This window comes from Chryseobacterium sp. S90 (genome assembly GCF_047444895.1).
Taxonomy (GTDB): domain Bacteria; phylum Bacteroidota; class Bacteroidia; order Flavobacteriales; family Weeksellaceae; genus Chryseobacterium.
The window spans coordinates 1025332-1037881 of record NZ_JBLGCX010000001.1; the positions used below are offsets into that span (position 1 = coordinate 1025332).

At 36.4% G+C, this 12550-nt stretch carries 11 protein-coding genes; 7 read left to right on the plus strand and 4 right to left on the minus strand.

All coding sequences use genetic code 11. From position 1 onward, the window contains the following. Positions 1-265: 265 nt before the first annotated feature. Complete coding sequence (locus tag ACLMCG_RS04780) at positions 266-952, plus strand: Crp/Fnr family transcriptional regulator (protein ID WP_413958998.1); 687 nt, start codon at positions 266-268, stop codon at positions 950-952. Between the two features lie 99 nt (positions 953-1051). Further along, complete coding sequence (locus ACLMCG_RS04785) at positions 1052-1447, plus strand: VOC family protein (protein ID WP_413958999.1); 396 nt, start codon at positions 1052-1054, stop codon at positions 1445-1447. Between the two features lie 74 nt (positions 1448-1521). Here ACLMCG_RS04785 and ACLMCG_RS04790 read toward each other — a convergent pair whose 3' ends face one another. From ACLMCG_RS04790 to ACLMCG_RS04805, 4 genes are all read right to left on the minus strand, one after another. Beyond that, on the minus strand, positions 1522-2469 hold the full coding sequence (locus ACLMCG_RS04790; RefSeq protein ID WP_413959000.1) for an alpha/beta fold hydrolase: 948 nt from the start codon (positions 2467-2469) through the stop codon (positions 1522-1524). A gap of 158 nt (positions 2470-2627) precedes the next feature. Next, a complete protein-coding gene (locus ACLMCG_RS04795) occupies positions 2628-3026 on the minus strand; it encodes an ACT domain-containing protein (RefSeq protein ID WP_413959001.1) in 399 nt (132 codons plus the stop codon). Positions 3027-3498: 472 nt separating this feature from the next. Beyond that, a complete protein-coding gene (locus tag ACLMCG_RS04800; RefSeq protein ID WP_413959002.1) occupies positions 3499-4152 on the minus strand; it encodes a response regulator in 654 nt (217 codons plus the stop codon). Beyond that, positions 4130-5836 (minus strand): sensor histidine kinase, encoded by a 1707-nt coding sequence (locus tag ACLMCG_RS04805; protein WP_223599129.1) that lies wholly within the window; start codon positions 5834-5836, stop codon positions 4130-4132. Before ACLMCG_RS04805 ends, ACLMCG_RS04800 begins: the two co-directional genes overlap by 23 nt. Positions 5837-6548: 712 nt before the next feature. On the opposite strand from ACLMCG_RS04805, the gene ACLMCG_RS04810 reads away from it, so the two are divergent. The 5 genes from ACLMCG_RS04810 (at position 6549) to ACLMCG_RS04830 (ending at position 12520) form a co-directional block, all read left to right on the plus strand. After that, the gene (locus ACLMCG_RS04810) at positions 6549-7736 is read left to right on the plus strand and encodes an FAD-dependent oxidoreductase (protein ID WP_413959003.1); all 1188 of its coding nucleotides are present in this window, start codon (positions 6549-6551) and stop codon (positions 7734-7736) included. Positions 7737-7750: 14 nt separating this feature from the next. After that, on the plus strand, positions 7751-9523 hold the full coding sequence (locus ACLMCG_RS04815; RefSeq protein WP_413959004.1) for a flavin monoamine oxidase family protein: 1773 nt from the start codon (positions 7751-7753) through the stop codon (positions 9521-9523). A 218-nt stretch (positions 9524-9741) separates the two neighbouring features. Continuing rightward, on the plus strand, positions 9742-10698 hold the full coding sequence (locus tag ACLMCG_RS04820) for a GNAT family N-acetyltransferase (protein ID WP_413959005.1): 957 nt from the start codon (positions 9742-9744) through the stop codon (positions 10696-10698). Positions 10699-10701: 3 nt separating this feature from the next. Then, a complete protein-coding gene (locus ACLMCG_RS04825; protein ID WP_413959006.1) occupies positions 10702-11112 on the plus strand; it encodes a DUF2000 family protein in 411 nt (136 codons plus the stop codon). A gap of 268 nt (positions 11113-11380) precedes the next feature. Further along, positions 11381-12520 (plus strand): vWA domain-containing protein, encoded by a 1140-nt coding sequence (locus tag ACLMCG_RS04830; RefSeq protein ID WP_413959007.1) that lies wholly within the window; start codon positions 11381-11383, stop codon positions 12518-12520. Positions 12521-12550 lie beyond the last annotated feature (30 nt).

Consider the following 12550-nt stretch of genomic DNA (forward strand, 5'->3'; position numbering starts at 1 on the left):
TGTCCGCTTAAATATTTATCCAGTGTTCTTTATAGATTTACATATCCCTTTTGTGTATTTTCAGTAATAAATTACAGACCGTACAAAAAACAAAAACAGCTTCTCTGCAGCGCTCTGAAATGTTCTGTTTCTTAATTCAAAATCAATTTTATTACTTTTGTAAAAGTAATTCGTTTAGGAAAAAAACTTGGTGATCTGCATCAGTTTAAAATGTGATTTAAGTTAAAAAACCGAGCGTTTATTCAATATCCTGTATAGAAAAATTATGATCTCAAAATTTATTTTCAATAATCAGTATCTTTTTGATGAGCTTCCTGAATATGATAAGAATCTGCTTACAGAAGCAATGAAAACCAGGAACTACCGTAAAAATGAGCCTATATTTACTGACGGGACAAAACCTAACGGCGTTTACTACCTCAATGAAGGAAAAATAAAGAAATACAAGGTTGATAATGACGGAAGGGAACAGATTATTTACATTTATAGCTCAGGTGAATTTTTCGGTTATTCTGCCATTCTGAGCAATGAATCTTATGGAGACACTACCTCAACATTGGAAAATTCTGTTATCTCATTTATTTCAAAAGATAGTTTTCTGGATATCCTTGACCAGTCATCAGTACTTTCAAGTTTACTGCTAAAATCTTTAAGTCATGAATTCAGCGTCATGGCCAATCTTATTGCTGTTTTATCTCATCGTACAGTCAGAGAACGGGCTGCTTTGAGTTTGCTTATTCTCCATGATAAGTACAAATCAAATGATGACCCTGACGAGGAAGTATTCATTTCCCTTTCCCGTATAGATCTGGCAAATATGGTAGGGACAGCCAGAGAAACATTAGCGCGCATCATCAATGATTTTAAACAGGAAAAACTCATAAAATCTGAAGGGCGGAAAATACAGATCATCGACTTTAAGCGGTTAATTCATATTGCTAATTTTTATTAGTAAAATAATTTAGTCTAAAAGCTTCAATTTTCTACTGACAAACTGTTGTCATAACTACCTGTTACCTTTGTTTAAATTAGTTTAAACAAAAAATATCTTATGAAACTTACCTCATTAAGGCTCATCAGCAAAGACATCAAAGCCGCAGTAGAATTTTACGAACAAATCATGGGAGCAACTGCCAGATGGTACACTGAAGATTTTGCAGAACTCTCAGCAGATTCCATAACCATTGCCATCGGAAGTACCCGGACGATGCAGATGTTTTCGGAAGGTCTTACAGAGTTCGCAGGAGCAAAATCAACCATTATTGAATTTATGGTTAAAAATGTAGATGATGAATATGAAAGAATAAAAAGTATAGCGTCCGAAATTATCCAGGAACCTACAACAATGCCATGGGGAAACAGATCACTTCTGTTCTGCGATCCGGATGGAAACATGATTAATTTCTTTACTCCGGTGAGCGTGGAAGCTGTGAAAAAATTCAGCTAAGTCTTTCATCAATAAAAAAACAACTCACTGTGTGTGCAGCGAGTTGTTTTTTTTATGAATTTTAAAAATAAAATCTATTTCCCAAGAAACTCAATTGCTTTCGCTACAAAGGTATCATGGTATTGATAAAAAGAGGCGTGCCCTGAATCCGGAAAAATCACCAATTCTGCCTGATCTAAATTCTGAGCCATATTTTTGGCATTCTGAACAGACACAGGAAGATCATTTTCACCATGAACAATCAATACCGGGTTTTTGATCTTTTTTATTTCTGTAAGAGCATCAACATTAGGTTGAGCCCAGGTCAATACAGCCGTAAATTGAGAATTTGAAGCAGCGTCATTTAACGGAAGATCTCTGTCTGTTGTACGAAGCTGGATTCTTGCATAAGATGCTTTTCCTTCCATAATACTCTGAGCCGATTCTGTAAATCCGAATTTCAAAAATGAGGCTTCAGGACTTAATCCCGCTGTTCCTGCAATAATATTAGGTAAGTTTGATAATCCGATTGCTCCCTGAGGCCCTGTTCCGGTTAAAATTACTTTATTAATCAGTGAAGGATGCGTCAGTACAATTTTCTGAGCAATAAACCCTCCCATTGAGAACCCCATAATATTCACTTTATTCAAATTCAATGCATTGATAAAGTCGACAGCATCATCTGCCATCGCCTGAACAGTATTGGGAGTTGTTCCTTTTGATGAAGCTACTCCTTTGTTATCAAAGATAATTACTTTGTATTTTTTTGCCAGTCCGTCTGTCACCGCAGGATCCCAGTCATCCATAGACCCACCTAATCCCGGCAGAAGCACCAATGGGATCCCGTCTTCTTTTCCTAAAACGCGGTATGCAATAGTATTTCCTTTAACGTTTATGAATTGGGTTTTGGCGGTTTGATGGTTTCTGTTTTGTACCTCCTGTACCGTGGGAGGTTCATTTTCTTCAGTGCAGGAAACTGTCACTACGGTAAAAAGAGTTAAGCATAAAAGGCTAACGGCTGAAATTTTTCTGATTGTTTTCATTGTAGTTTATTTTTGTTTGATTATGGTGCAAACATAAAACACAAAAACAGGCAGAACACGCAAAAGCTTTATCAACAGGACATTTTAGGAATTCAATCAGACATTTTTGAAGGTGAAAATTACAAGTGGAAAATATGAAGATGATTTTTTGAAATTTCTTAAGCCTTTTTCAATGCGTTGAGGGTTTTCATGGCTTTTTCAGCATCTTCTTTTGCAATAAAAATATGATCATGAAAATAAGCGGCAACTACATTACAACTGATATTTTCCTGTTTCAGGGCATTTGCAAAAGCTGCAGTGAGCCCTACAGCTTCCAGAGAAGAATGAATATTCAGAGTAATCCATGAAGTAATATAACTGTAAGTCATACTCCATTCATCTGCCATCTCTTTTTTTAAAACAATAGTAACCGCTTCAGTTTCCCGAAAGAAAAACAAAACCTTTTCTATATCCGGTATCTCACTGAGGTTTTCAACAGTACAAAATACATATTCCCCGGCATTCAATACCGGTTCCATGTTCTGAAGCAGAACGGCCAAATCTTTTTCTCCTGTCATCTTTTTGAGTACAAAACTAAGATATAGATTACAGCATCTGTTTATCAAATGATAAAAAACAAAAAGGAGGCTGTCTGCCTCCTTTTTTGTTTTGTAATTGTAACCTGTCAACTGAACCTCTCTATATATATTTGTGTTTTTTTCATCTGGCTTTTTAAGAAGCCCGTTTAAGGTTATTCATCACCACGTTTAATTTCATCAGTGTGTTATTAATTTCATCATTTGTGTTTCTATAACTATTGTTTATTAATTGTATAGTTATAATCATTTGTTGTTTTGTGTATGAAATTTAAAACCTGAATAAGTATTTTGATTTACTTTTTTCATTACTTAAATTTCACAGTACAAAGGAACAACATTACAAAATAAAATCCTCTACAAACCCCATCGATACATCTCGATTCGCTTATAGATATTTATCGATAAAATTGAATTATCTGACAAAAAGAAGTGAAAAATATCCTACAGACTGCTATAGTTTATGGTGTGTTTTAATGAGGTCCACCAGTTCAACCATGTTCTCTATCTTTAGTTTATCAAAAATATTTTTTTTGATTGTGCTTACCGTATTCTGTTTGATATTCAAGCTGTTTGAAATTTCCAGGTTTCCATATCCTTCGGCATAGAGTTCTGCAATCTGCAATTCCCGTTTGGTCAGACTGTTGAGAGGGCTTATCAGGTCCGGATTGTAGACCAGCTGCACCAATAAATTCCTCAAAAGATCAGAAAAATATTCTCCCTTCTCTATAAAAGTGGTGATTGCTTCTCTTACCTCTTCCTCTTCACTCAGTTTGCTCAGGTAGCCGTTAGCCCCTGCTTTGATAAATTTAAGGCCATGCAGATCCTCTTCAAGCCCTGTAAAAATCAAGACTTTAATATCAGGATTTACACTTTTCATCTGGGGCAGAATATGCAGACTGTTTCCGTCCGGGAAATGTGCATCAATGATAGCCATCTCAACTCCTTTTGATTCTATCAGCTCCAATACCTGGTGTAAGGATGAAGTCTGATAGACTTTAGCGTTGGGAACAATATCACTGATCACAATTTCCATTCCTTGACGTACAATGCTGTGATCGTCTGCCAGCAGGAAAATAATCTCTTTATTTTGAATTGGTGTTTCCATTATTATTACGATTTAAATTGATCCTGAATGTCACTTTTGTTCCTTTGTGTAATTTACTTTCCACCGATATATCACCGTCGAAAAGCTCTACAATTTCTTTTACCAGGTTAAGACCAAGCCCAGCCCCCAGGTTATCTACCTCATCAGAAACCATTCCCTGATAGTATGGATCAAAAATTTTACCAAGATCAGATTCTGATATCCCGACTCCGGTATCTCCTACCGTTGTAATCAGTGAAATTTTGTTTTCTCCTATAGGTTCTATAGCCATAACGAGATCAATCTGCCCGTTTTCTGTAAACTTATTGGCATTCCCAAGAATATTCATAAAAATCTGGTTGATTCTTATATTATCCGAATAAACCTCTACCTCTTCAGGAATTCTGTCTGTTACCACAAATCTGTTGTTTCTGGTTTCCAGATAAGGGGTAATGACCTTCACAATAGAACTGATCTCATCTTTAAGATTGAAAACCGATTTTATAAGTTCTTTTTCAGCATTCTCATTTTTAGTGTATTCCAGGATCTGGTTAGATTGCAGAAGCAGAGTACTGTTGGTAAACTTGATGGATTTAAGATAATCCTTTATCGTTTCGTCCTCTGTAGTTCTGTGGATCTTATCTATAAAAATATTGATAATTTTTAACGGAGATCTCAGATCGTGGCTCAGCATTCCCAGAATTCTGTTTTTAAAATTAAGGTTCTTTTTAATCTCTTTATTGGCAGCATCCAGTTTTTGTTCATAAATAAACGCCAGTCTTGTAAAATACATAATCAGAATAGATACAATAAACATAAGAATCATCAATCCCAATACCAGATACGTCCTAATCCTGTTATTATTAGAGCTCTGCTCATTATATTCTTTTTCCAGTTCTGTTTTAAAATCTTTGATGGCATTTTCATAGACTTCAATCAATCCGTTGCTGTAAACAAGCAATTTACTAAAGTTACTGTAAAACTGCAGGTTATTTTTCTGACTTTGGGCAGCAAGCATCTGTACCTTTTTTACTTCAGCGGCATAATGCTTATCCATAGACTTTATCGTGTTATCCATCTTGGATTTTACCTGAGAAAGATCTATGGTTTTATTGTTGGTCATCGTAATTACCGTACTTTCCTTCTGAACATCCACTTTCCCTGTTACAGCATCTTTTATACGACCGAAAAACCCTTTCTTTTTAACAGTATCGGCATATGTACGGGTCTGAATTTTCAGGTCTTCAAAGTCATTTTTATACTTTGTGGGTTCATATTGCTTCTCTTCTATGTTTGCTGGCGGATTCAGAGATGTCTGATATACTGAATCAATCAATGTTTTCAGTTTTGCCGTCTTCAGGGTATCCTGACGGTGAGCAGCCAGGTTCTTTTTCAGCCTTGGGCTTGTATTTTCATATTCACCAATCTTATCAAAATTGATTTTAAGTTTTCTCAACGACTGAAAATATAGCTGCAGCTCTTTATTATCCTGAGTAGCCATATATTTCTGAAGATGTTCCTGAGCATCCAGAAAATCCTTCCTGGAATTATCTGTCAATCCTCCCAATGCACGGCTTTCCTCCAGCTGGTCTTTAATAAATTTCAGCTTCTTCCCGTTGACAAATTCGTTATAAAAAAATATGGCGATAATGACCTGTATCAGTAAAATACAAAGGATCAATGAGTAATGAACAAGTTTTCTCAATTTAAAATTTAAGAATTTATATTTCATATTTGTTTATCAGTTAAATTAATTTCCTGACTACATAAGTCCATTAGATATTAGCCTTCAACAATATACTATTATTTTCAACAATTTCATAATAGCAGTATATCATCTTATTCGCAAAGTTAAAGTAATTTTTGTCTTCTTATAATAATGAATATTTGATTAAACTCACAGAATTTATTTTTTTTTACTATTAAAATGCTTTGTAAACATTTAGTTTTATTTACGTAAATCTATTTTTTTAGATCAATTGCAAAAGTTGATGCTCTGTAAAATATTCTGCATCTGCTTATTTTATTATATCTACCGAATAATATTTGATCAACAGAGCATAAAAAAATCAGCCTTACACTCCTGTATTTAGTCATTTTAAAGAATCATTATTCCCCTGCCCGACAAACTTTCCGGCCATTAAGTATTTCTACTCAATACCACAATTGGTAATTTACACTCTAAGAACATATATCCTCTTCTTTGTTACTTTGAAATGCTTATTAATAGTGACAATATTCCATGGGAAACCATAATATTCACATGTACCGGCAGATTTGTCTCTACACATCATCCATCGTATGAATGAGATTCGGAGATTATTGAAGACCAGCAATGTCGTACATTTCTACTGATTGCCGTCTTTACTTTTCTGTATCTCTTCAATACGATTATAAAAAATAAAACAAAATAACCTATGATTACAGAAAACTACGACGTAATCGTCATTGGCGGAGGAGCAATAGGTCTGGCAACGGCCTACCACCTCGGTCAGCGTCAGGCTAAGACTTTGGTATTGGAACAATACACCTTTGTGAATCAGCTTGGCAGTTCAGCAGGAGTATCCCGCCAGTTCCGGATCCCTTATCCGGATGAATATATGGTACAAATGGCTTTGGATTCCCAACCTTATTGGGATGAACTTCAAAAAAAGACAGATACCCAATTGCTTGATAAAGTAGGTACACTCTGGTTTGGAGATCCTGAAGTACACTCTACTGAAGGAAATATTGCTGAAGCAGAGAAAGCTCTGGAAGCCCTAGGTGTTCCCTATACGAACTTAACTTCAAAGGAAATTGAAGAGCAGTATCATTTCAAAAACCTGCCTGACAATTACGTAGGACTGTTTCAGCCTGATGGAGCCAGCATTAATTTCAAAGCAACTATTGAAACGCTTCTAAGCCTTTGCCAGAAAGAAGAAACCGTAGAACTTAGAGAAGATTCTCCTGTACTTGAAATCAAACAAAACGGTGAACTTTTTGAGCTTACTACTCCCAATGGAATTTATATTGCCAAAAAACTGGCCATTATCCCGGGCCCTTACATCAACAGTGTAATCAACTTACTGGATTTTAAAATAGAAGCTTCATACTGGAATATGTCTTCCGCTTATTTCAAAAAGACTGATCCTTCGATACTGTATCCGACCTGGTTTGTGTTCCAGAATGCAACGGGAGATAATGGCAATCAGTTTTACGGCTTCCCTTCCGTTGAATGGGATCATCCGGAATACATCCGTGTGGCACCGGATTTTGTCATCAATCCTTTGGAAGAGCCAAGTGACAGAACATTGATTCCAAACCCGCAGGAACTGGCCTATACGTCTCAGTGGATAGACAATCATATGACTGGTCTTAGCATAGTTCCGGAATATACCTCAACTTGTCTTATTGCTTTGAGCACAATTCCTAATAAAGAATTACTGATTGATTTTGCTCCTCCTTATGTACCCAACCATAAAAATATAGTGGTCTATGCTACAGGATGGGCCGCAAAATTCACCCCTTTCTTAGGTAAAATCATGTCTGATCTTGCCTTAGACGGACATACTGATTTTGACATTACTCCATTCCGATTAGGATATAAATATTTCTTAGCACTTTAAAAAATTATAAAACCATGAATCAAAAAAACGTAAATAAAGAAACACCGCTGTATCCGGGAATGCAGCCCGATCTGAAAGTAGAAGTAGCCATTATTGGTGCCGGAACTTCCGGATTATACACTGCTTTCCGTTTGGTGACCGATAATAAGTACAAGGCTCATGAAGTACAGGTCTTCGATATGAGTGACAAGTTGGGCGGAAGACTGGAATCCGTAGTCATGCCCGGAATGAATTTCTGGGGAGAGCTTGGAGGAATGCGTTATCTGACTTCTCAGGAAATTGTAACTACTTTAATTGAAGGTTATCCATTGAAAGAGCAAGACCTAAGCAAAAGAACTCCTGTTCTGAAAGATAAGATGACTCCTATCCCATTCCATATGGGAGAACCTGAAAAACTTCTGATGTACATCAGAAAAGAACGTTTCAAACAGAATGCCTGGACAGAAGAACAGAAACATGATAACAAACTGATTACCCGTTATTATCTGAATGAAGGAGATGAAGGTTTCAGTTCTGATCAGTTATTCAATAAAATCATTTACAATGTTTTAATGGCAGATGCATGGGTAGCTGAAAATTATAAAGAACTGATCATTGCAGATCCTAACGGCTATGATTATACATTCAAACTGACCAGTCGGGACTGGGATGTTATAAAACCAAGACTGATGTACAATTTCCCCGGTTCTCCTTACGACAAACGTCTGGTAAATGATATCGGTTTCTGGAATTTAATCAAAGACCAGGTTTCTCAGGAAGGCTATGAGTTTCTGGCCAACGCCGGAGGATATTATTCCAATACCATCAACTGGAATTCTGCTGAGGCATTTCCGTATATGGTAGGAGATTTTTCTGCCAATACAACCTATAAAACCATTGAAGAAGGTTATGACAGCATTGCTTATGCAATAGCCAACACTTATATGGAATACGAGGGAGCCCGCATCTGGTCTGAAAACAAACTGATTACCTTTACCAAAGATCATCATTTAATTGCAACTCATAAATACGAACTTACTTTCCTGAATATACAGAGTAACACGACATGGAAAGTATATGCCAATTCAATAGTATTGGGTATGCCGAGAAAATCTCTCGAACTTCTGGATCAGAATAACTTCTTTTTTGACGCGAACAGACATCAGGAACTGAATAAAAATATCCGCTCTATCATTATGGAGCCTGCATTTAAAATCCTGATGGGATTTGAAGGTCCGTGGTGGAGAGATCTTGATATTTATTCCGGACACTCCATTACAGACTTACCTATGAGACAATGTTATTATTTTGGTACTGATGAAGAAACTAAAAATTCTATGCTGCTGGGAAGCTACGGAGATATGGAAACGGAAACATTCTGGAAAGCACTTTCTGATGACAAAGTTTTGTTTAAAGTAAGAGCTGCCAGATCTGCATCACTGGAAGAATTGCATAAGTTTGATGATGTTCAGGCTACAGAATTTATGGTGAATGAATTGATGAACCAGCTGAAAGAATTACACGGTATAGATATCCCACAGCCTTATGTAACTTATTTCAGAGACTGGACAGATGATCCTTATGGTGCAGGATATCATGCATGGAAGGCAGGTTTCTCAGTGAAAGATGTCATGCCTTATATGAGAAAACCTTTACCAGATGAACATATTCATATTATCGGGGAAGCCTACTCAGATCAGCAAGGTTGGGTGGAAGGAGCCTTCTGTGAAGCTGAAAAAATGCTCCAGACCCATTTTAAATTAGACTGGCCATACTGGCTGGATCGTGAATATTATTTGGGATGGTAATCTTAAATACATAATAGTAAGATGATGTGTATAAATAAAGCTCCGGATTATTTCGGAGCTTTATTGTATTTAATTCGCATTAATTCACAACTTAAAAAACATAATACACTCATTTTAAAATTATTAAATTAATATCATGCTTTTTTAATCAAAATATTTATTGCAGTATTTATTAATTTATTACATTCGCATAACTAGTTATATAATTAATTATACTTATGGATTTATTTGAAAAAACAGGAAAAATTGCATTGGGGAGCAGGTTGCGATTTATGGCTTCAAATATTACAGAAGAAGCAGCAAAGATTTATGAACTTTATGGTGCTGATTTTTCACCAAAATGGTTTCCGGTATTCTTCGTTCTCTCCGAAGGTGGCTCAAAAACCATTACCGAAATCGCTGAAGAAATAGGACATTCTCAACCATCAGTAACCAAAATCATTAAAGAAATGACCACCGCAGGATTGGTTAAGGACAATCAGCAGTCAAATGATAAGAGGAGAAATATTGCCGGACTTACAGAAAAAGGAAAAGAACTTTCTGAAAATATAAAAATCCAGTGCATAGATATTGATCATGCCATTGATGAAATGATTGACGAAGCAACACACAATCTCTGGGAAGCACTTGCAGAATGGGAGCACCTTTTTGAACAGAAATCTTTGCTTTCAAGAGTAAAAGAACAGAAAAAGGCCCGCGAAAGTAAAAATGTAAAGATCGTTGATTATGATCCGAAATACCAATCAGCATTCAAAGCACTTAATGAAGAATGGATCTCTGCCTATTTTAAAATGGAAGATGCAGACTATAAAGCATTGGATAACCCTGAAGAATATATTTTAAATAAAGGAGGAAAGATTCTTGTTGCTTTATACAATGAAGAACCGCTCGGGGTCTGCGCTCTTATCAAAATGGATGACCCTGATTATGATTTTGAACTGGCAAAAATGGCTGTATCTCCCAAAGCACAGGGAAAGAATATAGGCTGGCTGCTGGGCCAGGCTATCATCAGCAAAGCAAAAGAATCCGGAGCATCAAAAATATATCTTGAAAGCAATACCATCCTGAAGCCCGCCATTAATCTGTATTACAAACTGGGCTTCCAGAAAGTATCCGGACGTTCAACACCTTATCAGCGTTGTAATATTCAGATGGAATTAGATCTAAAAAATTAAAATATGTACGATAAAAAAGTGGCTATCGTTATCAAAGACGACCTCTTGCCATGGCAAAAACTTAATGTTGTTTCTTTTTTGGCTGGAAGTATCGCAATTGAATTTCCCGAAACTCATGGTGAGAAGTTCATCACTGCAGATCACGAGGAATATTTAGCTTTTATCAAACACCCTACCCTTATCTATAAAGCAGATAATGCAGAAAAGCTTCAGAGAGCATTCCGCAGGGCAAAAGACCGTGAACTGGCAATAGGAATCTATACCCGACAGCTTTTTGATACCAGATCAGGTGAAGAAAATGTTCTCGAAATAGCAAAACATACTGCAGACAATCTGGATCTGGTGGGTATAATTTTATATGGCGAAAATAAAAAGGTTGATAAAGCTTTAGACGGGCTAAAATATCACGAATAAAAAAGCCAATTTCTTATAATACTAAAAATGCACAACCCTTATATTGTGCATTTTTTTATATCATATACTATTCAAGACCTGCAAAAGATAAGGTCTTATATTCTAATTTCATATCACAATCATTAGTTTTTTCTATTTCTCTAAGGAAATCTTGAGATGATATTTTCCTAACTTTTCAGATTGAAACGAGTTAAAGAATACTTCAGACAATTCATCATATGCTCTGAAATATTCAAACCAAATAACAGCAAAACAGCTTAATCATCTTATGACAGATAAAAATTTTAATCCCGGAAAAGGCTTTATATTCAGTAAGCATGTACCGGAGGAATTATCACATTTTGACCGGGTCTTTGATGTTTTCAAAGATTTGCTCACCCATACTTCCGGAGACCTTGAAGAAGCCTTTGAATGGCTTGATATGCTTGATAAGGAATATGATATTTTCAGTGATGAATATACTCTTCAGGATTTTGAAGAAGACTTGAAAAAACGTGGCTATATCAAAGAAGAAGACCCTGAAGAAGGCAATACCGGAAGTGGAAAAGGCAAAAATATATTAACCCCAAAACTGGAAGCTGCCCTTCGAGAGTATGCTTTAGATCAGATATTCGGAAAACTGAAGAAAAACGGAGCGGGAAATCACCGCACCAGCAAAACCGGAATTGGGGACGAACGCGATGGCGAAAACCGTTCATTTCAATATGGAGACGACTTAGCCGCCGTAAACATGACTGAAAGTTTAAAGAATGCACAAATCAATAACGGAATCTCAGACCTGCGCCTTACGGAAGATGATCTCATTGTAGAAGAAACCAAACATAAGGCCCAGATGAGTACCGTCCTGATGATCGACATCAGCCACTCCATGATTTTATATGGCGAAGACCGTATTACTCCGGCGAAAAAGGTTGCCATGGCACTTGTGGAACTGATTAAACGGAAATACCCAAAAGATTCCATTGATATTATTGTTTTTGGAAATGAAGCGTGGCCCATCAAAATCAAAGACCTTCCCTATTTAAAAGTAGGGCCTTATCATACCAATACTGTAGCCGGCCTGGAGCTGGCCATGGACATTCTTCGCAGAAAAAGAAATACCAACAAGCAGATTTTCATGATCACCGATGGAAAACCAAGCTGTATTCAGCTGCCTAGCGGTGAATTTTATATGAACAGCTTTGGTCTGGATGAAAAGATTGTGAACCAATGTCTCAACAGAGCAGCACAAGCCAGAAAACTGAAAATTCCGATCACTACTTTTATGATTGCCCAAGATCCTTACCTGCGTCAGTTCGTAGAAGAATTTACAGCTCAGAACAAAGGAAAAGCGTTTCTGACAGGGCTGTCAGGTTTAGGGCAAATGATCTTCGAGGATTACGAAAAAAACAGAATAAGAAGAATATAAAAATCAGATTTTAAACCATTTATGATGAAA

Coding starts and splice junctions, on each gene's coding strand:
- ACLMCG_RS04815 (WP_413959004.1), top strand. CDS start 7,751: ATGAATCAAAAAAACGTAAATAAAGAAACACCGCTGTATCCGGGAATG.
- ACLMCG_RS04790 (WP_413959000.1), bottom strand. CDS start 2,469: ATGAAAACAATCAGAAAAATTTCAGCCGTTAGCCTTTTATGCTTAACT.
- ACLMCG_RS04800 (WP_413959002.1), bottom strand. CDS start 4,152: ATGGAAACACCAATTCAAAATAAAGAGATTATTTTCCTGCTGGCAGAC.
- ACLMCG_RS04820 (WP_413959005.1), top strand. CDS start 9,742: ATGGATTTATTTGAAAAAACAGGAAAAATTGCATTGGGGAGCAGGTTG.
- ACLMCG_RS04785 (WP_413958999.1), top strand. CDS start 1,052: ATGAAACTTACCTCATTAAGGCTCATCAGCAAAGACATCAAAGCCGCA.
- ACLMCG_RS04795 (WP_413959001.1), bottom strand. CDS start 3,026: ATGACAGGAGAAAAAGATTTGGCCGTTCTGCTTCAGAACATGGAACCG.
- ACLMCG_RS04780 (WP_413958998.1), top strand. CDS start 266: ATGATCTCAAAATTTATTTTCAATAATCAGTATCTTTTTGATGAGCTT.
- ACLMCG_RS04830 (WP_413959007.1), top strand. CDS start 11,381: ATGACAGATAAAAATTTTAATCCCGGAAAAGGCTTTATATTCAGTAAG.
- ACLMCG_RS04825 (WP_413959006.1), top strand. CDS start 10,702: ATGTACGATAAAAAAGTGGCTATCGTTATCAAAGACGACCTCTTGCCA.
- ACLMCG_RS04810 (WP_413959003.1), top strand. CDS start 6,549: ATGATTACAGAAAACTACGACGTAATCGTCATTGGCGGAGGAGCAATA.